The sequence below is a fragment of the Roseovarius sp. MBR-6 genome, from assembly GCF_040547525.1.
GTDB lineage: Bacteria > Pseudomonadota > Alphaproteobacteria > Rhodobacterales > Rhodobacteraceae > Roseovarius.
Genome location: NZ_JBEPPW010000003.1, coordinates 56,813 through 75,838 on the forward strand (window position 1 = coordinate 56,813; position 19,026 = coordinate 75,838).

A 19,026-nucleotide genomic window follows, 5' to 3' on the forward strand; every position below is an offset into this window, starting at 1 on the left:
GCGCGACCGCACGGTGTGTCACGCGCCCTCAACGCACGACGAATTCGGCGTGAAGCGCGCCCGCCGCCTTGATGCTCTTGAGAATGTCGATCATGTCGCGCGGGGCCACGCCAAGCGCGTTCAGCCCCGCGATCACCTCGGCGAGCGAGGTGCCTTCGGGCACCTCGGCCAGGCCGATGCCCGGCTCCTCCTCGATCTCGGCCTCGGTGCGCGGCACCACCACCGTCTCGCCCCGCGCGAAGGGGTTGGGCTGCACGGCAAGCGGCGTTTCCTGGATGCGCAGCGTGAGATTGCCTTGCGAGACGGCAACGCGAGAGATGCGCACATCCTGCCCCATGACGATGGTGCCCGAGCGCTGATCGACCACGACGCGCGCGCGGCGCTGCGGCTCGACCATGAGGTTCTCGACACGGCCGATGGCATGGGCAGGGGAACGTGCGCGCATCCGCGCCAGGTCGAGCCGCACCGTGCCCGGATCGAGCATCAGCGCCACCGGTTGCCCGACGGCACCGTTGATCGCCTGCTCGATCCGGCCCGCAGTGGTGAAATCCGGCTCGCGCAACGCCAGCCGGACGGTCTCCAGCCCGGCGAAATCGAAATCCACCTCGCGCTCGATCCGCGCGCCGGAGGGGATCGTGCCCGAGGTCGGCACGCCCTGGACGACGCCGCCTGCCTCACCCTCCGCCGCCACGCCCCCGGCGATGATCGTGCCCTGCGCCACGGCATAGATCTGCCCGTCGGCGGCGTTGAGCGGCGTCATGATCAGCGTGCCGCCCAGAAGACTCTTGGCGTCGCCGATGGCCGATACGGTCACGTCGATCTGGCTGCCTGCGCGCGCAAAGGCCGGCAATTCCGCCGTCACCAGCACCGCAGCGACGTTCTTGGGTCGAAACTGCTCGCCCGTGACATTGATGCCAAGGCGCTCGAGGATGTTGGACATCAACTCCTCGGTGAAGGGGGAATTGCGCAACGCGTCACCCGTGCCGTTCAGCCCGACCACAAGGCCGTAGCCCAGCAGGTCATTGCCGCGCACCCCATCGAATTCGACAAGGTCCTTGATGCGGACCGGACCAGCGACTGCGGGGGCAAGGGTCAGGCCCGCCAGCACCAGAACGGTCGCAAGCAGCCGTGCGAGGCGGTTCATGACAGGAAGGCCGCGAGGTTGAGCCGCGCCGTCCGGGCGGTGATCGTATAAAGCGCCTCGAGCTGGAACTGCACCCCCTCGAGCGCCGTGGCAGAGGCGAAGACATCCACGGAGACAAGATCGTTGCGGGCGATGGCAAGACCGGTTTTCTCCGCCCCGATGCGGCTTGCAGCCGCGTCGATGCGGGCCTCGGCGGTGCCCAGCCGCGCGCGCAGCCCGATCACGCCCTCCTGCCCCGCCAGCAGCCGTTCGCCGAGCGCCCCGGCCATGGCCCGGCGGTCCGCGCTGCTCAGGGAAAGACTTTCGTCGTCGACGAGCGCTGCCATGGCCGTGCTCTTGAGTTGGCTCCGGAGCGCCGCATCATCGGCCCGGATGCTCAGCGCAACGGTCTCTCCGGCGCCAAGCGACACGCCCGCAGCAGAGCCCGTGCCACCGCGATAGACCGCCGCCTCGAAGCCCCCCCCCGGCGCGTCGAAGAACGCATCAAGCGCCGTCTCGATCCCGGCACGGTCCGGTGCCCCCGCAAGCGCCGCGCGCAATCCGGTCAGAAGCGTCTCGGCCGAGGCCATCGGCGCGACATCCGAGCGGTCGCCCGAGAACAGCGCACGACCTGCCGCATCGACATTGAGCGCGCCGATCATCGCCGAGAGCGCGCCGCGTGCCTCTGCGACGAGAAGCGAAGTCGACCCGCCCCCGGCAGGCACGGCAAGGGCCACCTCGGCAAGGCGCTGTGCCTCGGTCTGAACGCGCTCGAGCGCGGTTTGCATGAGCGCGGCGTCCGTGGCCGCAAGCCGCGCCGCGCCGCTCTGCGCCTCGGCCAGGACAAGCGCGCGGTCGATATCGGCAAGCGGCGCGAGATGACCCGACAGGTGCCTTGCAAGATCGGCCGCCTGCCCGGTCGAGACCTCCTGCGTGAGCCGGTTCATCTCGCGTGTGAGCGAAACCGCCTGTCTGCGCAGAACGAACTCTTGTGCCAGATCGCCGATGGATTGCAGGGTCATGGTCAGATCCTCAAAAGGGTTTGCATCATGTCGTCAATTGTCTGGATCATGCGGGCATTGGCCGCGAAGGCCTGCTCGACCAGCAAGAGCCGTTGCATCTCGGCATCGCTGTCGACACCGCCTTCAAGCTCGATCAGGCGCAGCGACCCGGTCCGACCGGAGGTGAAGCTCAACTCCTCTTCGGTGGCGAGGCGGGTCTGCGCCATCCCGCTTTCGAGCTGAGCCATGTCGCCGGCAAGCGGGGGCGGCCCGGCCAGCGCCACGATCAGGGCCGTCAGATAAGGCGCCTCCGCAGGGGCGGCGGGCGTTGCGGCGTCGGGACCATCGCGCAGACGGAAGAGCGCGCCGCCTTGCTCGGGGTCGACCAGCGGAGTGACCGCGATGCGCCCCGCGAGGCCGGTGATCATGCCCGGATCGAGGCGCGCGCCGCCATCGGTGAAGAGGCCCAAAGCGGGTCGCGGGGTCAGCGCCTCGACCCGCTCGATGAGATCGCGCGCCACAGCATCGAGCGCGGCCCGGGCCTCTGGGCCAAGCCGGTCGCGATTGTCGAAAAGCGCGCTCAGGCGCCCACCAGCCAAGGGACCCTTGTCCGATACCGCGATGTCGCGCCCGTCAAGGCGCAACCCGGAGAGCTGACCGCCCTCCAGGCTCATCTCCGGGGTCACCCGTCGTGATGCGTCGAATTCGACAAGCGCCGCGCGCCCGTCAAGCAAAAGCGCGCCGCCCGTGGTCACAAGCGCCACCGACCCGTTGGCGCGGTCCAGTTGCCGGAGCGGCACAAGCGTGGCCAGCGCGTCGATCTCGCTTTGGCGGAGGTCCTCAAGCGTGGCGGTCTCCTGTCCCGTGACCTGCGCGGCGACGATGCGGGCATTGATCTGCTCGACCCGCAGCAGACCGGTGTTGAGACTGTCGACAGCCTGCGCGATCTCGGTATCGGCGCGGCTGCGCAGGCTGTCGATCCCGGCAGACGCGGTATTGAGGGCCACGGCCAGACCGTCCGCCTCGCGCAGGACAGCGGCAAGGCGCAGATCGTCCTCGGGGCGGGCCGTGGCCGTCACGAGAGCGGCCTCGAACCGGCCCAACCGGTCCGAAAGGCTGCCGGGCGTGTCTGCCGCCGGAATCGCACGTTCGAGGGCCGCCGCGAAGACCGCGCGCGCCTCGGCCCCGGCGGCGGCGCTGTCGGCCAGCCGCCGGTCACCCAGAAGCACCGGATCGAGACGGCGCGTGATCCCGGTGACGCGCACCCCGCCATCAAGCCGCGCCTCGACGCCAAGCTCGCGCGGGGCGTGGCCCGGCGTCAGCATGTTGGCGAGATTGCCCGCGATGACATCGGTCCTGCGGGCATTCGCCACGAGCCCGGTCAGGGCGCTTCCAAGGGCGGATGAAAGGCTCATGGTCCGGCTCCTTCAGGCGATCCGCGATCAACGGATGATATTGGTGGTTTCCTGCAACATCTCGTCGACGGTCTGCACCACGCGCGCATTCGAGGAATAGGCCCGCTGCGTCTGGATCATGTCGGTCAGTTCACGCGCCACGTCGGTGGCCGATTCCTGTCGGGCAAAGGCGACCATGTCACCGGTCGGCCCGTCGCCCGCATCCCACAGGAAGAAGCTGCCGCTGTCGATGGAGGGGCGGTATGTCTGCCGGTCGAGGGAAATCATGCCGTTGGGATTGGGCAGATCGACCAGCGGCACCTGGAAGATGGTCCGCGTCGCGCCGGTGTCGAAGGTGGCATGGACGAACCCGTTGGCATCGACTTCGACCGAAACCATGTTGCCCACGGGCGAGCCATCCTTGGAGATCGACAGGGGGGCAAAGCTGTCGGAGAGTTGCGTCAACCCGTCAGAGGTGCCGGGGCGACCGATCGTGATCTCCATCGGCCCCCCCTCGACCGAGACGAGCACGCGTCCGGTCGCGGGGTCATAGGGCCCGCCGCTCAGCGTCGTGACATCGAGCAAGGTGCCGCCGGCCGTCCGCGAATCGTCGAATTCGATCGTGTATTCGCCGATCACGGCCCCGTCCTGGGCGGAGTCGCGCAGCGTCATGGTCCAGAGATTGGATGTGCCCGTGGCGGGCACGGTCGGGGTGAAGGTGACGAGGACGGTTTCGGATCGTCCAAGGTTGTCGAAATACTCGATCGAGAGATCACGCGGCGTGGCGGCAGCCCCGGCTTCTGTCTCGGTCGCGGGCAGGTTGACGCCCAGATTGATGCTTGTCGTCGGCTCGCCGACAAGCTGGTTGACGTTGATCTGCACCGGGACGAGGCCATCGCTGGTATCGCGTGGGAAAGTGGGCACCGTGCCGCTGGCATCGGCCGGCCAACCCAGAAGCGTCAGCCCGGACGCCGTGACAAGCCGCCCCTGCGCATCGGTTCGAAACGATCCGGTCGTGGTCAGGAGCATTTGCGGGCTGCCATTCGCCAACTCCAGTTCGCTCGAGAGCGCGACCGGCAGGAAGCCCCGCCCGCGCACGGCGAGATCCGTGGGGTTCGAGGTGGTGACGAGCGAGCCGCCCTGATCGACAAGCCGTTCGGTTGTGGCGCGCACACCGCCCGCCGTATAGGTGCCACCGTTGCCCGCAAGAACCAGCGAATCAAAGCTTGTCTCGACCCGGCGATAGCCGGCGGTCGAGGAATTGGCGATATTGTCGGAAATCGCCGCAAGACGCGAGGCATTGGCATTGAGCCCCGCGACACTTGCGTTCAGGGAAGAAGAAATCGTCATGGACACGCCTTTCAACTGGATCGTTCACCGTCTCCAGCCCAGTCATACGCGCTCCGGATTAACAGGCACCTAATGCCAGAACGCGTCAGGACACGGTCCTTCAGCCTGACCGCAGCACGATCACCTCCACCCGATTGTTCCGAGAATCCATCGGGTTGGCGATTATGGGCGCGCGGTCGGCATGGCCTGTAACCCGGCGCATCCGGGCAGGGCGCGTGCCCGCCTCCTCCAGCAGGAGGCGCATCCGGTTGGCGCGTGCGGCAGAAAGATCCCAAACCGGGTTATCGATCAGAATCACCGGGCGGGCACGGGTATGGGCGGCAATGGCCAGATCGTTGCGCACAAGCTCCAGAACCTCGGCGACAAGAGCGGCAATGTCACGCAAGAGGGCGGTGGGGTCCGGCCCTTCGCCCTGAAAGAGCGGCGCGCCATCGAGATCGGAAATCTCGATGATAAGCCCCTCATCGGTCACGCGCGTCACGATGTGGCGCAGGATATCCTCAGAGGCGAGGCTCTCGCCGCTGCGGCCACGAAACGCCTCCTGCACTTCGGCGAATGTCACCTCGTCGGCCTCTGCGCCTTCGCTGCTCACGCCCAGATCGCCCCGCGCCTGCCGGCTTTCGGTGCCGTGAAGGCTCGATGCCCCGGTGCCGCTCTGTGCAAGGTTCTGCTCTGAAAAGATCGAATCGCCGCCAAAGGCACCGCTGCCGCCGCCCGACACCCGGTTCACCGGCACGGTCGGGTTGAAATAGTCGGCAATGCCCTTGCGTTGTTTTTCGGTCGTCGCGCCCAACAGCCACATCAGCAGGAAAAACGCCATCATCGCGGTGACAAAATCGGCATAGGCCACTTTCCAGGCCCCGCCGTGATGTCCGCCGCCCGCGACGATCTTTTTCCGTTTGATGATGACCGGCGCGGCATTGCTGCGCGCATCCATTCTCACCACCTCTCTCACCCGTCGCAAGGCATAGCACGCAGGCGATTAAGGGGCCGTTAACACCTCAAGTTTTCACGATTTCACGCCAGGCTCGGCAGCCAGAGAACGATCATCGGAAAGGCCACCAGAAGCGCGATTGTCACCGCGTCGGCAATGAAGAAGGGCATGACGCCGCGGAACACGTCCTGCACGCTGATATCGGGCCGCACGCCCGCCACGACGAAACAGTTGAGGCCGATGGGCGGCGTGATCAGGCAAAACTCGGCCATCTTGACCACGAGGATGCCGAACCAGATCGCGCACATGGGTCCCGACATGCCGAATGTGCTGTCCGCAGCCGCCACGTTCACGCCGCCATTGAGCGCCATGACCGCCGGATAGACCACCGGCAGCGTCAAGAGCAGCATCCCGATCGCATCCATGAACATGCCCAGCACCGCATAGGCCAGCAGAATGCAGATGAGGATGAGCATCGGCGACATCGTAAGCGAGGTGATCCATTCGGAAAAGGCATGGGGCAGATCAGCGAAGCCGAGAAAGCGCACATAGATGAGCACCCCCCAGATGATCGTGAAGATCATCACCGAGAGCTTCGCGGTTTCCAGCAGCGCATCCTTCAACTCGGGCCAGCGCATGCCGCGGTAAAGCGCCATGAGAAACACCACGAACGCGCCGATTGCCCCGCCTTCGGTGGGGGTCCCCCAGGCATCGCCGCCGAACGGGTTGTAGACGAAGAAGATGATCGTCACGACGACGAACACGATGGGCAGGGCCGGGGGCAGGGAAGAGAACCGCTCGCGCCAGGTAAAGCCGCCCACAGGCGGGCCGAAGCCCTTGATCGTCATGGCCATCCCGACGATGAGAAAGGCATAGACAAAGGCCGAGAACACGCCCGGAATGAACCCCGCCAGCAAGAGCTTGCCCACGTCCTGCTCGACGATGATGGCATAGATCACCAGAAGCGCCGAGGGCGGGATGAGCGAGGCCAGCGTCCCCGCCGCCGCCACCACGCCCGCAGCAAAGCGCTTGTCATAGCCGATCTTGAGCATCTCGGGGATGGCGATGCGCGCGAAGACCGCCGCCGTCGCCACGCTCGCCCCCGAGACGGCGGCAAACCCGGCGGTGGCAAAGACGGTCGAGACGGCAAGCCCCCCCGGCACCCAGGCGATCCAGCGTTTCGCCGCCTCGAAAAGCGCGCGCGTGAGCCCCGCGTAATAGGCGAGATAACCGATCAGGATGAAGGTGGGAATGAGGCTGAGCGCCTGTGAGCTGACCTTGGAATGGGGCACCTGCCCGGCGGTCTTGACCGCGACGGTCAGCGCCCACAGGAATTCGTCGCCCGCATAACCCTTCTTCGACCAGAAGATCCAGACAAGCCCGAGCATCCCCGCCAGCGCGGCCGCATAGGCCACGCGCATCCCCAGCACCACGACAACCAGCATGATGCCGGTGACCGCCAGCCCGATATCAATGGGATCCATGCGCCCCGCCTCTCATTGCTCTCGCGCGCTGACATGCGCGGCCTCGCGGGCCGCCTGCGTCGCGGCGTCCTCGATCAACGGCACCGCCACAGGGCGCTCCGCCCCGGTGGCAAACGCACGCCCGAACCCCCAGACCTGTAATGCAAGCCGCAGCGACAGCACGGCAAAGGCGATCGGCGCGAGGATCTTCGCAGGCCAGATCGGCAGGCCGATATCTATGCTGCTGTCGCGGCTCCAGAGGGGCGCATTCCAGTCGAAACTCCGGTCGAAATGCGCCCAGCTTCCCCAGACCATCAACACCATCAGCACCAGCACCGCCAGGGTCGTGATCAGCTCCACCAGCCACAGCACCCGCCCGCGCAACATCCCCACCACGATATCCATGCGAATATGGCCGCCGTCGCGCTGCGTATAGGCCACGCCCATGAAGGCGATGAGCGGCATGATCTGTTCGATCCAGTCCACGTAACCGCGCAGCGGCTGACCGAAGAAATTGCGCCCGCCGACCGAGACCACGGCCAGCACCATGAGCGAAAACACCGCGATCCCGCTCAGCAGGGCAAGAAACCGCTCGGCGCGGTAGAGCGCGCGGTCGGCACGGCTGAGCAGGCTGTCATCGGAAAAGACGGTTGCGGCTCCGGCCATGCGTTGCCTCCTTCATGTCCGGGGAACGTGAATGGCCCGCCGCCTTTGCGGCGACGGGCCGGACGGGTCAGGAGCCGCTCTTGAGATCCGCGAGCGTCTTGGTCGCGAAATCGTAAATCTCCTGCGCGGGCAGGCCGCGCGCGGCATTGTCCTTGATCCACGCATCGGCGGCAGGACCGGCGACCGTGCCGGAGAAGGTGTCGAGCGTCGCCTGATCGTAGGTGATCACCTCGATCCCCCGCTCCGACAGCGCCGGGCCCCAGGCGGCCATCGTCTCGTTCAGATAGTAGTCGACATAGTGATCGAGCGCCTCGCCGATCGAGCCCAGAAGCGCCTCGCGATGCGCGTCAGACAGCGCATCGAGCGCATCGGTATTGGCCACCACCGGGCAGTTCACCGTGCCGGGATTGAGGTTCCCGGTCCACCATTTCGCGTTCTCGATGGTCGAGAAGGACATATGCGCGTGGGGCGCGAAGCTGACGGCCTTGACCACGCCGCTATCCATCGCCTGACGCACCTCGGTCGCCGACATCGAGGTGGGCACCGCGCCCACAGCCTCCATGGCCTTGCCGATGCCGCCAAGCGCACGCACGGTCAGGCCCTTGTAATCGTCGAGCGTGCGCGGCGCGTCGCCGGTGCCGACGAAATTGTATTGCGGCATGGGCGATGGCATCAGCGGCACCGCGTTCCAGCGCGCCAGATCGGCCTTCACGGCCGGATGCGCATAGAGCGCCTCGGAAAGCGCGCGTTCCTGTTCCAGCGTCTCGACCCCGAGGAACGGCAGTTCCAGCACGGTCAGCGAGGGGTTCTTGTCGGGGTGATAGCCCGCGCAGAACTGCGCCATCTCGAAGGCTCCGATGGAAATCCCGTCAAGGTTCTCGCGCTCGTTCGACAGGCCGCCATAGCTGATGTTCATGGTGAATTCGCCATTGGTCTTTTCGCTCACCAGCTCGGCCAGTTTCTCGACATGCTCGGTAAAGGCGCGGCGCTTGCCCCAGACCGAGACGTTCCATTCGGTCGCCATCGCCTCGCCGGCAAAGGCAAGGCTGATCGCCGCAACAGCGGTATAGCTGAGATATTTCTTCATGGTGTCTCCTCCCAGATGTCATCCATTCTTATGGGTGCCACCTTGGGGCATGTCGGCCATCCTGACTAGGAAGAAAACCGCACACCCCCCGGCAAACGCCCTGCGGATATCCGCAAGGTGACTACAGCAGCGCCCCCTTGTCCAGCCCCAGCTTGACGATCTTCTCGTTGAGCGTGCGCCGCCCGATGCCCAGCGCCTCGGCCACGGCCTCCATCCGGCCCTCATGCGCGGTGATCGCCTTGGCGATGAGGTCGCGCTCGAAGGCCGCCACGGCGGCGCGCAGCGTGTCGGGCACATCGTCGGCCAGCGCATCGCGGCGCAGCGCCTGCACCATCGACCCGCCCCCGCGCCGCGCGCTCAGCACGCGGCGTTCGCAGACGCTGCGCAATTCGCGCACATTGCCGGGCCAGTCATGCGACAGAAGCGCGGCGCTGTCCTCGGGCGCGAGGTCCGGCGCGCGGGTCTCGTAGACGCGCGCGAACTCGTCCAGAAACCGCGCCGCGAGCAGAATCACGTCATCGCGCCGCTGCCGGAGCGTCGGCAGGGCGATCACCGTGGTATTGAGCCGGTAAAGCAGATCGGCCCGCAACCGCCCCTCGCGCACCGCCTGCCCGGGGTCCTCGTTGGTGGCCGAAATCACCCGAAAACGCAGCGGCACCGGTGCCTCGGCCCCGATGGGCAGCACCTGCTTGTCCTCGATCACCCGCAACAGCTTGGCTTGCACCGGCATCGGGCAGGAGCAGATTTCGTCAAGAAAGAGCGTGCCGCCATCCGCCCCCGCAAGGCGCCCCCGCGCCCCGCCCTCGGTGCCGAACATCTCGGCCTCGAACCCCTCGGGCGCAAGCGCGGCGCAATTGAGCGCGACAAACGGCCCCGCAGCATCCGCCCCCAGATCGTGCAGCGCCCGCGCCACGAGCTCCTTGCCGGTGCCGGTCTCGCCCTGCACCATCACCGCCGCCCCGCTCTGCGACAGATCCAGCACCTCCTCGCGCAGGGCAACGGTCTCGGGGGTCTGGCCCAACAGCACCCGGTCCAGCCCCGAAAGCTGCATCAGCCGCGATTTCAACCGCTCGGTCGTGCGCCGCATCGCGTGCTGATCGGCGGCATGATGCAGAATATTCAGCAAGCGGCGCGGCTCATAGGGTTTCTCGACAAAGCTGTAGGCCCCGCGCTGCATCGCATCCACCGCCATGGCAATGTCGCCATGTGCGGAAATCAGCACCAGCGGCGGCGAGAGGTCCCGGTCGAGGCTGTCCAGCAACTCCAGCCCCGACATGCCGGGCATGCGCACATCCGACAGGATCACATCCGGCTGAAACGCCTCCAGCCGTCCGGCCAGCCGATCCGCGCGCGGCAGCGCCTCGACGCACCAGCCCGACGCCTCCAGCAGGTCGATCAGCGACAGGCGCATCGCGCGGTCATCCTCGACGATCAGGATGCGAGGGGGGTGGGGGATGCTCATGCCGCGCTCAGATCCTCATCCATCCCCTCTTGCGGGATCTCGATCCTGAACACGGCACCGCCTTCTGCAAGGTTATGGGCGCTCAACCGGCCGTGATGTGCCTTGACGATATTGGCGGAAATCGCAAGGCCCAGCCCCATGCCGCGCCCGCTCTCGCGGGTGGTGACAAACGGCTCCTGCAACTCGTCAAGGCGCGCCTGCCCCAGACCGTGCCCGGTGTCGCGCACCTCGATCCAGCCCGTGCCATCGCGTTGCCCCAACGTGATGTCGATCCGCCGCGCGGCCCGATCCTCCACCGCGTCGACGGCATTGCGCAGCACATTGGTCAGCACCTGTTCCAGCCGCAACTGATTGCCGCGCACCGGAACCGCCGTATCGGGCACGTCGAGCACGACCTCGGCCCCGACCCGCGCGATATTCGGCTCGACCAGCGCCAAGGCCGCCTGCACCGCCGTGCGCAGATCGACCGCCCCGAACTCCTCCCGGTCATTGCGGGCAAAGAACTTCAATTGCCGCGTGATCGCCTCCATCCGGTCGACGATGCCGGTGATCCTGGGGATGATCCGCGCCGCCGGTTGCCCGCCGATCTCGGCCGCCGTCAGGTGGTTGCGCATCGCCGCGATGGGCTGTCCCAATTCATGCGTGACCGAGGCCGCCAATTGCCCGAGGGCGGCCAGTCGGCTCGCCCGCTCCAACTCATCCTGTGTGCGCGCAAGCCGGCGCTCGGCGGTGCGGCGCTCCTCGATCTCGACCGCCAGCCGCTCGTTGGCCTCGCGCAGTTGCGCCTCTTCGGCCTCGGAGCGGCGCAGCGCCGCGCCCATGCGCCGCGTCCGGCGGATCTGTGCCACGAGAAACCCGGCACCGGTCAGGATCATGACCAGACCGGTCGAGAGCAGACTTCAGGTCAGTGCCGCGCTGTCATCGGCGAAATAGTGGAGCACCCAGCCATGCGGCGCGATCGGGGCAGTGAGATGGATACGCTCGGTCCCGTCTATCACCGCGCGCGCGCCGTCGCGCGGCTGCCAGTCGAGCGCCGCAAGCGGCTGGCCCGGAAACTGCCGGTCCTGCGCGATGCGGGCGCGCTGTTCGGGGCCAAGCGCGCGCAGACTGCGATAGCGCCAGCGCGGCTCTGACGACAGCATCACGACACCATCCCGATTGGCCAGCAACACCTGTTCGCCCGCCGCGCGCCACGTCTCTTCCAGCCCGGTGAGATCAAGCTTGATCGCGATCACCCCCAGAAGCCCGCCATCGGGCGCGCGCACCGGATCGGCAATGAAATAGCCCGGCAATCCGGTCGTCGCGCCGATGCCGTAGAAACGGCCCTGAGCGCCCGCGATTGCCGCCTGAAAATAGGGCCGAAAGCCGTAATCCTGCCCGACAAAGCTCTCGGGCGTGCCCACGTTGGAGGCGGCGATGGTCAGGCCGTCAGGCCGCATGAGATAAATCGCGTCGAGGCCTGCACGCGCGGCAAAGGCGGCCAGCCGCGCATCGAGCGCCGCCGCCGGCCCGCCCGTCGCCGTCTCGATCACCCGTGTGTCACGGGCCAGAACATAGCTGAGATGCGAGAACCGTTCGACCTCGGAAACAACCATGCTGCGGTAAAGCGACACCCGGCCCGCCGCCTTGGCCTCTTCCTCCGATCGAAAGAAGCCGAGTGAGACAAGAAACACGCCCAAGGCGACGCCAAGCGCCGCCATCAGCGCCAGCGTCCGCAGCGTCAGGCCCATCCAGCCCGGATCACCCGAACGCGCCCGGTCACGGACGCGCCGCCGCTTCGGTGCGCGCCTCGTCCGTGTCCTCGCCGGTCACGGGGGCACCCTCGATCACCTCCGCGTCGGGGATGTCCTCGCCCGCCTCGGTCTCGTCGTCCTCCGGCTCATCGACCGGCCCGATCAGAAGCGGCAGCATTTCCAGACCCGTGGGCGTGCTCACCACCCCGTCGGCAGGGGCGCGCCAGCTCAGCGTGTCGAAGGAATGACAGCTTTCGCAGACCGGCCGCCACGCGGCATGGACATGCTGGCAATTGTCGCAGCACCACTGCGGGCCGCGCGGCGCGCCAAGCGCGCGCGCCAGCCACCCCTTGACCACCGCATCGGACGATCCCTCGCCGCGCTCGATCGCGGCCATGATCGTCAACGACCGCGCATCCGGCCCCACCTCGGCCAGATTTCCAAGCGCGCGCCGCGCGGCGGGGAAATCCTCGGCGGCAAGGTTCAGTTCGGCCTCCAGAAGCCGCGTCTCGCGGTTGTCGGGATGCACCTTGAGCAGCTTGGCAAACCGCTTGAGCCGCGCGTGCGGTGTCTCATCGGGCTCGATGGCGGCAAAGGCCGCCGCCAGATCGGGATGCGGCCGCATCAGCCAGGCCTTGTTGATCACCCGCACCGCCTTGGCCGGTTTGCCCGCCTCGATGTAGCTGCGTGCCGCCAGCACCGCCGCCGGGATGAGATCGGGCGAGAGGCGGTTGGCCTCGATTGCCGCCTCGCGCGCCTCGATGCTCTTGCCCTCGTCGAGCACGTCGCGCGCCTCCGAGAGCGCCAGCACCGCGTCGCGCCGCTTGTGCACATCGCGCGGCAGCGCGCCGTATTTCAGCTTGGCGCCAAGCGTGGCGCGCGCGCCTTTCCAGTCGCCCTTGTCGGCCTGAAGCTGCAACAGCGTATCCTGCACCTCGGAATGCCGGGGCTTGAGCGCAAAAGCGGTCTTGGCCAGCTTGAGCGCGGTGTCGGTGTCGCCCGCCTCGAGCTTTTGGCGAAGCAGGCCGCGCACCCCGACAAACCGGGTTTTCTGATTGGTGAGCAGCCGCTTGAACGCCGCTTCGGCGCGGGTCTTGTCGCCTGCAAGCTCCGCCGCCTGCGCGGTGATCAGATCGGTGAGCGCGGGCTTGCGCAGGTATTTCTCGGCTTTCGACGCCTCGGCCATGGCGCGCGCGCCCTCACCCGAGGCCAGCGCCAGCATGCCCTCGCCCAGCGCGCGATAGCCCTTATCCTGCCGGTTGCGGTCGAAATAGCGCGACAGCGCCGTCTCGTCCCCGTTGATAAAACGCAGCACCGCCACCAGCATCCCCGCGAGCTTCAGCAGAAGCCAGATCACCAGAATGAGGACCGTCAGCGCAATCACCGCCTTGATCGGCGTAAGGTTGATCTCCACCCCCGCCATGACGATGCGCACCCCGCCCTCCAGTTCCAGCAGGAAAGACGCACCGAACGTCACGGCCCCCACGAGGGCGATGAAAACGGCTACCTTAATGATCAACCAAAGCATGGCATACGCCCTTTCAACCTCAATTCATCGCTGCCGAGAGCGCCTCGGCGGCGGCGAGCGCATCGGCCCGGCTTTTGGCCTCGGCGGCCCAGTCGGCCATGGCCGCGCGCGCGCCCTGCGGCAGCGCCTCTATCTCGGCCAGTGCATCGGAAATCCGGCCCTGCGATAGTGCGGATTCAGCGCGCGACAGCACCGCATCCGCGTCATCGCCCTCGCGCGGGGTGAGCGAGCGCACCCCCAGTTGCGAGCGCAAGAAGCCCGTGACCGAAGCGCCCTCACCCGCCTCGGCGCGGGCAGCGGCCAATGCGGCGCGGGCCGCTTCGGGAAAGCCCTCGACGAGCCTCGCGCGCGTCGGCGCACCGGTCTCGGCCAGGACCGTCAGCGGTTCGGGAACATCGGCACCGGTCTCACGCAGATCGGTCAGCGCGGGCGCGAATGCCTCGCCGGTGTCGAGCGCGGTCCTGATCCGGATGAGCGCGGCACGGCGCAGCGCAAACACGGCACTGTCGCGCGCGGCGGCCTCCTGTGCCTCGGCCTCGCCGCGCAGGGCGGCAATCTCGGCGCGCAGGGCTTCGATGGCATCCTGTTGCGACGCATCCTCGGCGCGCTGCGCGGCAAGCCGATCTTCAAACGCCGCGATTGCCTCATCCGAGGCCCCGCCGGAGGGGGCCGCTGTCGCAGGCCGTTGGGCCAGATCGGTGACCCGGTTCTCCAGATCGGCGATCTGTCCGGTCAGGCCGGTCAGGGTCTGGCTCAGCCCCTCCAACTCGCCACTCAGGTCGGGCGGGATGGCAAGGCCGGACATCTGCTTTTCAAGGTCCTCGATCCGCCCGGCCTGTGCGTCGATCCGTGCCGGATCCACGGTCGCCCCGCCCGGCACGCCCCAACCGGGCGGCAGAAGAGGCTGGAGATAGGGCGCGGCGAAGACGCCGATCCCGGCGGCGGCGATCCCGCCAAGAAGCATCGACCAGAACCCGCCTTGCCGCACCGTCACCTGTTCGGTGCGCACCACGGGGGCGGGGCGTTCGGGCGTGCCGGCCCCGGTCTCTTCCGCCGTCCCGGTGTCCTGTGCGATCATCTCCTCGTCGCGGGTCTCGACGGCCTCGGCCTCCGGTGCCGCCTCCGGCTGCAAAGTGGGCGTGTCAGGCGGCGCGCCCATCCCGGTGGTCTCCGTGTCGGGGGTGTCCGTCTCGGGGGCGGCGGTTTCCTCTGTCGTCCCCTCTTCGGTGTCCGGGGCAGGACCGTCCTGCACCCCCTCCGTCTCCGCCTTTGGCGGCTCCTCGCTGGACGCAACTGCGAGTGGCGCGTCGTCTTCGCGCGGGGCGTCACCGGTCACTGGTGCCTGAGACAGGTCCGTGTCCCCACTGGAAGCGGCTGTAAGGCCGTCCTCGGCGGCTATGGGCGCGTCGGTATTTTTCGAGCGGGTCGTCTTTTTTCTCGCCACGGCACGCCAACCTTTCGAATCTTGTTCGTCCAACCTGTCAAGCTGACCTTACTGTGCGCCATCTCTCCCCTCAACCCGCTTGGCGTGGCTCACCAGATCGTGCAGCGCGGCGCAGAGCGCGGCCATATCAGGGGTTTTCGCCACAATGAGCCGGGTTGCGGCCCCCTCGGGCACGGTATCGGCCACATTGCGGCTCATTGCCGCGACAAGAAGCGGCGCGCGGATCGTCCCGGCATCCGCAAAAAACAACAGCCCGTTGCGCGGCGACATCAGCGGCAAAATCACCGGCGCGTCGCCGTCAAGCACGCTGCGCGCCTCGGGCGAGAGCGGCCGCGCCTCCTGTGCGTAGACAACCACGTCTGCCGCCTCAGACCCCTGCGCGCGCAACGCCCCGGCGATATCGGCGGCGACGTGTTCCCCGCGCGGATGCAGGAACGGGCCGCGCGCGCCCTCACGCGCGATCAGGGCCAGAAGCGAGGCCGCGTCGCCCTCGGCCGCAATGGCCTCGAACCCGCGCGCGCGCGCCGTCTCTGCCGTCGCCTCGCCGACCGCATAGGCGCGCAGGTTGCGACCGGGGGTCAGGCGGCAGAAGCCTTCAACCCCGTTGCGCGAGGTAAAGATCAGGGTCTCGCGGCCCGTCATCGCGGGTAACTCTCCGCGATACGCGATCCGCATCAATGGCGAGACGACCATCCCCACCCCTGGCCACCTCGCGCGCAGGCGTTCGGCCATGCGGCTCGCCTCTGGCTCGGGCCGGGTGATGAGAAGCGTGGGCATCGGCGCTCGGCAGTTGTTGGACGGCTCACAAGGTGTTACCTGCCTCGCACCCATGAGGCAATGCCGGGCCATGATGCACCAGACACTGACCATCCTCGGGATCGAGAGCAGTTGCGACGATACCGCCGCTGCCGTGCTGCGCATGGGGGAGGATGGCCCCGCAATCCTGTCTTCGGTGGTGATGGGGCAAAACGCGCTTCATGCGGCCTTTGGCGGGGTGGTGCCCGAAATCGCCGCACGCGCCCATGCCGAGAAGGTGGACCTTGCCGTGCGCGCGGCGCTGACGCAGGCGGGCACAGCCCTTGCGGCGGTGGATGCGGTGGCGGTGACCGCCGGACCGGGGCTGATCGGCGGCGTGCTCGCGGGGGTGATGTGCGCCAAGGGCATCGCGGCGGGCGCGGGCCTGCCGCTGATCGGGGTCAACCATCTGGCCGGTCACGCGCTCACGCCGCGCCTGACCGACGGCGTGGCCTATCCCTATCTCATGCTGCTGGTCTCGGGCGGGCATTGCCAGTTTCTGACCGTCGCGGGACCCGAGGATTTCACCCGCCTTGGCGGCACCATCGACGACGCCCCCGGCGAGGCCTTCGACAAGGTGGCGCGGCTTCTGGGCCTGCCGCAGCCGGGCGGGCCGGAAGTGGAGCGCGCGGCGCAGAGCGGTGACGCGGACCGGTTTCGCCTGCCGCGCCCGCTTCTGGACCGGGAAGGGTGCGATCTGTCGTTCTCGGGGCTGAAAACGGCGGTGCTGCGGGCGCGCGATGCGCTGGTGAGCGCGCAGGGCGGGATAACCCGGCAGGACCGGGCCGACCTCTGCGCCGGATTTCAGGCCGCGGTCTGCGATGTGCTGGCGGAAAAGACCCGCCGTGCGCTGGCCGCAACCGGCGCGCCGGTGCTGGCGGTCGCGGGCGGCGTGGCGGCCAATGGCGCGATCCGCGCGGCCCTGATGGCGGTGGCCGAGGCCGGGGGCGCGCGCTTTGTCGCGCCGCCTCTGGCGCTCTGCACCGATAACGCCGCGATGATCGCCTATGCGGGGGCCGAACTCTATCGCGCGGGCCGTCGCGACGACATGACCCTCGCCGCGCGCCCGCGCTGGCCGCTCGATGCGGCAAGCCCGGCGATGCTGGGCCACGGCAAGCGGGGGGCCAAGGCATGACGCTGATCTGTGGCGCGGGGGCGTTCGGCACGGCGCTGGCGATCACGCTGGCGCATAACGGGCCGGTGACGCTCTGGGCGCGGGATGGGGGTCACGCGGCCACCATGCAGGCGGCGCGGGAGAACGCGCGGCGACTGCCCGGCATCGCCCTGCCCGAGGGCGTGACGGTCATCTCGGGCGCTCTACCCGAGGGGGATGGCCCCTGCCTTCTGGCGATGCCGATGCAGACCCTCGCAGGGTTCCTGACCGCGCATCGCACGGCGCTCGCGCGCCCGCTGGTGGCCTGTTGCAAGGGCATGGATCTGACAACCGGCCTTGGCCCCACAGCCCTTGTTTCCCGCGCGGTGCCTGCGGCGATGCCCGCGATCCTGACCGGCCCGAGTTTCGCCGCCGACATCGCGCGCGGCCTGCCGACGGCGCTGACGCTTGCCTGCGCCGACGCGCAGACGGGCCGCGCGCTGCAAAGCGCCCTTACCACGCCGACGCTGCGGCTCTATCGCAGCACCGACACCATTGGCGCGGAACTGGGCGGCGCGCTGAAAAACGTCATCGCCATCGCCTGCGGCGCGGTCATGGGCGCAGGTCTGGGGGAGAGCGCGCGCGCGGCGCTGATGACGCGCGGCTTTGCCGAGATGAACCGGCTGGCGCAGGCGCTTGGCGCGCGGCCCGAGACGCTGGCGGGGCTGTCGGGCTTGGGCGATCTGGCGCTCACCTGCACCTCGGCGCTCTCGCGCAATTACCGCTACGGCGAGAGCCTTGGGCGGGGTGCCGCGTTCGATCCCGCGATTACCGTCGAGGGGGCCGCAACCGCGCGCGCCGCCCTTGCCCGCGCCCGCGCGCTTGGCCTCGACCTGCCGGTGACGACGGCGGTGGCGTCCCTGGTCGCAGGCGAATTGCGCGTGGCGCAGGCGATGGATATGCTGCTTTCCAGACCACTCAAGGAGGAATGATGCTGATTGCCCTGATCGCCCGCGACAAGCCCGGCGCGCTGCAAACCCGTCTCGACAACCGCGAGGCGCATCTGGCCTATCTGAAGGAGACCGGCGTGGTCTCTCAGGCCGGCCCCCTGCTGGATGAGGAGGGCGGCATGACCGGCTCGCTCATCGTGCTCGATGTGCCCGACATGGCCGCGGCGCGCGACTGGGCCGCAAATGACCCCTATGCCAGGGCGGGGCTCTTCGCGTCGGTCGATCTCATCGCGTGGAAAAAGGTCATCTGATGCGCTACTGGCTGTTCAAGTCAGAACCCGCCACATGGTCCTGGGCCGATCAGGTGGCCAAGGGTGCGGCGGGCGAGGAATGGGACGGCGTGCGCAACTATCAGGCGCGCAACTTCATGCGCGAGATGGCGGTGGGGGATCGCGGGTTCTTCTACCATTCACAGAGCGAAAAGGCCGTGGTGGGCACGGTCGAGGTGATCGCCCCCGCCCATCCCGACAGCAAGGCGGGCGATCCGCGTTGGGACTGTGTGGATATCCGCGCGCTCGAGGCGACGAAACGCCCGGTGACGCTGGACGAGATCAAGGCCGATCCTCGTCTGGCCGAGATGGTTCTGGTCAGGAATTCGCGCCTGTCGGTGCAGCCGGTCACGCCCGAGGAATGGCGGATCGTCTGCGATCTGGCGGGGCTGACGCCATAGCAGAAACGGGGGGCATCCGCGCCATCGCCGACACCCCCCGCCACCCCACGTGCTCCCTACGCACCACACGTGTTCTCTCTGGAAGGCCCCGGCCATCCTGGCCCGAACACAGACACCATACCCCGGCCCGACCCGCGCGCCAAGCACGCACTGTGCTTGATTCGTTTCAAATATTTCCGATCGCACCCGAGAGTCCGATGCACCATCATCCATGCGGATAACGCGGCTCAAGCGTTGTGGAGCAATGGTCCCTATCTTGTTCCGACAATTGAA

The 19,026-nt window shown here is 67.9% G+C and carries 18 protein-coding genes; 4 read left to right on the forward strand and 14 right to left on the reverse strand.

Features of this window, described 5'->3' with window-relative positions; all coding sequences use genetic code 11:
• Nucleotides 1-28 precede the first annotated feature (28 nt).
• The 14 genes from ABIE57_RS04830 to ABIE57_RS04895 form a co-directional block, all read right to left on the reverse strand.
• Complete coding sequence (locus ABIE57_RS04830) at nt 29-1,144, reverse strand: flagellar basal body P-ring protein FlgI (protein WP_354537879.1); 1,116 nt, start codon at nt 1,142-1,144, stop codon at nt 29-31.
• Nucleotides 1,141-2,145, reverse strand: coding sequence for a flagellin (locus ABIE57_RS04835; protein ID WP_354537880.1), 1,005 nt, complete (start codon nt 2,143-2,145; stop codon nt 1,141-1,143). Before ABIE57_RS04835 ends, ABIE57_RS04830 begins: the two co-directional genes overlap by 4 nt.
• A 2-nt stretch (nt 2,146-2,147) precedes the next feature.
• Nucleotides 2,148-3,539 (reverse strand): FlgK family flagellar hook-associated protein, encoded by a 1,392-nt coding sequence (locus ABIE57_RS04840; RefSeq protein WP_354537881.1) that lies wholly within the window; start codon nt 3,537-3,539, stop codon nt 2,148-2,150.
• A 27-nt stretch (nt 3,540-3,566) separates the two neighbouring features.
• Nucleotides 3,567-4,868 carry a flagellar hook protein FlgE gene (locus tag ABIE57_RS04845; protein WP_354537882.1) on the reverse strand — a complete coding sequence of 434 codons (1,302 nt, stop codon included), beginning with the start codon at nt 4,866-4,868 and terminating at the stop codon, nt 3,567-3,569.
• Between the two features lie 100 nt (nt 4,869-4,968).
• Entirely contained in the window at nt 4,969-5,805 is an 837-nt protein-coding gene (locus ABIE57_RS04850) for a flagellar motor protein MotB (RefSeq protein WP_354537883.1), read from the reverse strand.
• An 80-nt stretch (nt 5,806-5,885) separates the two neighbouring features.
• The gene (locus tag ABIE57_RS04855) at nt 5,886-7,286 is read right to left on the reverse strand and encodes a TRAP transporter large permease (protein ID WP_354537884.1); all 1,401 of its coding nucleotides are present in this window, start codon (nt 7,284-7,286) and stop codon (nt 5,886-5,888) included.
• A 12-nt stretch (nt 7,287-7,298) separates the two neighbouring features.
• Nucleotides 7,299-7,931 carry a TRAP transporter small permease subunit gene (locus ABIE57_RS04860; RefSeq protein ID WP_354537885.1) on the reverse strand — a complete coding sequence of 211 codons (633 nt, stop codon included), beginning with the start codon at nt 7,929-7,931 and terminating at the stop codon, nt 7,299-7,301.
• A gap of 67 nt (nt 7,932-7,998) precedes the next feature.
• The gene (locus tag ABIE57_RS04865; RefSeq protein ID WP_354537886.1) at nt 7,999-9,018 is read right to left on the reverse strand and encodes a C4-dicarboxylate TRAP transporter substrate-binding protein; all 1,020 of its coding nucleotides are present in this window, start codon (nt 9,016-9,018) and stop codon (nt 7,999-8,001) included.
• Between the two features lie 121 nt (nt 9,019-9,139).
• Complete coding sequence (locus ABIE57_RS04870; RefSeq protein ID WP_354537887.1) at nt 9,140-10,480, reverse strand: sigma-54-dependent transcriptional regulator; 1,341 nt, start codon at nt 10,478-10,480, stop codon at nt 9,140-9,142.
• On the reverse strand, nt 10,477-11,355 hold the full coding sequence (locus tag ABIE57_RS04875) for a sensor histidine kinase (RefSeq protein ID WP_354537888.1): 879 nt from the start codon (nt 11,353-11,355) through the stop codon (nt 10,477-10,479). Before ABIE57_RS04875 ends, ABIE57_RS04870 begins: the two co-directional genes overlap by 4 nt.
• Before the next feature lie 24 nt (nt 11,356-11,379).
• Nucleotides 11,380-12,210: a cache domain-containing protein gene (locus ABIE57_RS04880; protein ID WP_354537889.1), complete on the reverse strand. Its 831-nt coding sequence runs from the start codon at nt 12,208-12,210 to the stop codon at nt 11,380-11,382.
• A 28-nt stretch (nt 12,211-12,238) separates the two neighbouring features.
• On the reverse strand, nt 12,239-13,741 hold the full coding sequence (locus ABIE57_RS04885; RefSeq protein WP_354537890.1) for a heme biosynthesis protein HemY: 1,503 nt from the start codon (nt 13,739-13,741) through the stop codon (nt 12,239-12,241).
• 19 nt (nt 13,742-13,760) lie between these two features.
• Complete coding sequence (locus tag ABIE57_RS04890; protein ID WP_354537891.1) at nt 13,761-15,077, reverse strand: COG4223 family protein; 1,317 nt, start codon at nt 15,075-15,077, stop codon at nt 13,761-13,763.
• Nucleotides 15,078-15,233: 156 nt separating this feature from the next.
• Nucleotides 15,234-15,962 carry a uroporphyrinogen-III synthase gene (locus ABIE57_RS04895; protein WP_354537892.1) on the reverse strand — a complete coding sequence of 243 codons (729 nt, stop codon included), beginning with the start codon at nt 15,960-15,962 and terminating at the stop codon, nt 15,234-15,236.
• A gap of 73 nt (nt 15,963-16,035) precedes the next feature.
• Between ABIE57_RS04895 and tsaD the strand changes: the two genes are divergently transcribed.
• Genes tsaD through ABIE57_RS04915 form a run of 4 tightly spaced genes read left to right on the forward strand, consistent with a single transcriptional unit; the run spans nt 16,036 to nt 18,753 of the window.
• Complete coding sequence (gene tsaD, locus ABIE57_RS04900; protein WP_354538186.1) at nt 16,036-17,115, forward strand: tRNA (adenosine(37)-N6)-threonylcarbamoyltransferase complex transferase subunit TsaD; 1,080 nt, start codon at nt 16,036-16,038, stop codon at nt 17,113-17,115.
• Nucleotides 17,112-18,065 carry an NAD(P)H-dependent glycerol-3-phosphate dehydrogenase gene (locus tag ABIE57_RS04905; protein WP_354537893.1) on the forward strand — a complete coding sequence of 318 codons (954 nt, stop codon included), beginning with the start codon at nt 17,112-17,114 and terminating at the stop codon, nt 18,063-18,065. Before tsaD ends, ABIE57_RS04905 begins: the two co-directional genes overlap by 4 nt.
• Nucleotides 18,065-18,334: a YciI family protein gene (locus ABIE57_RS04910; protein ID WP_354537894.1), complete on the forward strand. Its 270-nt coding sequence runs from the start codon at nt 18,065-18,067 to the stop codon at nt 18,332-18,334. The genes ABIE57_RS04905 and ABIE57_RS04910 overlap by 1 nt, the downstream gene beginning before the upstream one ends.
• Nucleotides 18,334-18,753 carry an EVE domain-containing protein gene (locus ABIE57_RS04915; protein WP_354537895.1) on the forward strand — a complete coding sequence of 140 codons (420 nt, stop codon included), beginning with the start codon at nt 18,334-18,336 and terminating at the stop codon, nt 18,751-18,753. Before ABIE57_RS04910 ends, ABIE57_RS04915 begins: the two co-directional genes overlap by 1 nt.
• Nucleotides 18,754-19,026: the final 273 nt, after the last annotated feature.

Coding starts and splice junctions, on each gene's coding strand:
- ABIE57_RS04860 (WP_354537885.1), bottom strand. CDS start 7,931: ATGGCCGGAGCCGCAACCGTCTTTTCCGATGACAGCCTGCTCAGCCGT.
- tsaD (WP_354538186.1), top strand. CDS start 16,036: ATGCACCAGACACTGACCATCCTCGGGATCGAGAGCAGTTGCGACGAT.
- ABIE57_RS04880 (WP_354537889.1), bottom strand. CDS start 12,210: ATGGGCCTGACGCTGCGGACGCTGGCGCTGATGGCGGCGCTTGGCGTC.
- ABIE57_RS04840 (WP_354537881.1), bottom strand. CDS start 3,539: ATGAGCCTTTCATCCGCCCTTGGAAGCGCCCTGACCGGGCTCGTGGCG.
- ABIE57_RS04875 (WP_354537888.1), bottom strand. CDS start 11,355: ATGATCCTGACCGGTGCCGGGTTTCTCGTGGCACAGATCCGCCGGACG.
- ABIE57_RS04895 (WP_354537892.1), bottom strand. CDS start 15,962: ATGCCCACGCTTCTCATCACCCGGCCCGAGCCAGAGGCGAGCCGCATG.
- ABIE57_RS04850 (WP_354537883.1), bottom strand. CDS start 5,805: ATGGATGCGCGCAGCAATGCCGCGCCGGTCATCATCAAACGGAAAAAG.
- ABIE57_RS04855 (WP_354537884.1), bottom strand. CDS start 7,286: ATGGATCCCATTGATATCGGGCTGGCGGTCACCGGCATCATGCTGGTT.
- ABIE57_RS04885 (WP_354537890.1), bottom strand. CDS start 13,741: ATGCTTTGGTTGATCATTAAGGTAGCCGTTTTCATCGCCCTCGTGGGG.
- ABIE57_RS04910 (WP_354537894.1), top strand. CDS start 18,065: ATGCTGATTGCCCTGATCGCCCGCGACAAGCCCGGCGCGCTGCAAACC.
- ABIE57_RS04915 (WP_354537895.1), top strand. CDS start 18,334: ATGCGCTACTGGCTGTTCAAGTCAGAACCCGCCACATGGTCCTGGGCC.
- ABIE57_RS04865 (WP_354537886.1), bottom strand. CDS start 9,018: ATGAAGAAATATCTCAGCTATACCGCTGTTGCGGCGATCAGCCTTGCC.
- ABIE57_RS04830 (WP_354537879.1), bottom strand. CDS start 1,144: ATGAACCGCCTCGCACGGCTGCTTGCGACCGTTCTGGTGCTGGCGGGC.
- ABIE57_RS04870 (WP_354537887.1), bottom strand. CDS start 10,480: ATGAGCATCCCCCACCCCCCTCGCATCCTGATCGTCGAGGATGACCGC.
- ABIE57_RS04905 (WP_354537893.1), top strand. CDS start 17,112: ATGACGCTGATCTGTGGCGCGGGGGCGTTCGGCACGGCGCTGGCGATC.
- ABIE57_RS04835 (WP_354537880.1), bottom strand. CDS start 2,145: ATGACCCTGCAATCCATCGGCGATCTGGCACAAGAGTTCGTTCTGCGC.
- ABIE57_RS04845 (WP_354537882.1), bottom strand. CDS start 4,868: ATGACGATTTCTTCTTCCCTGAACGCAAGTGTCGCGGGGCTCAATGCC.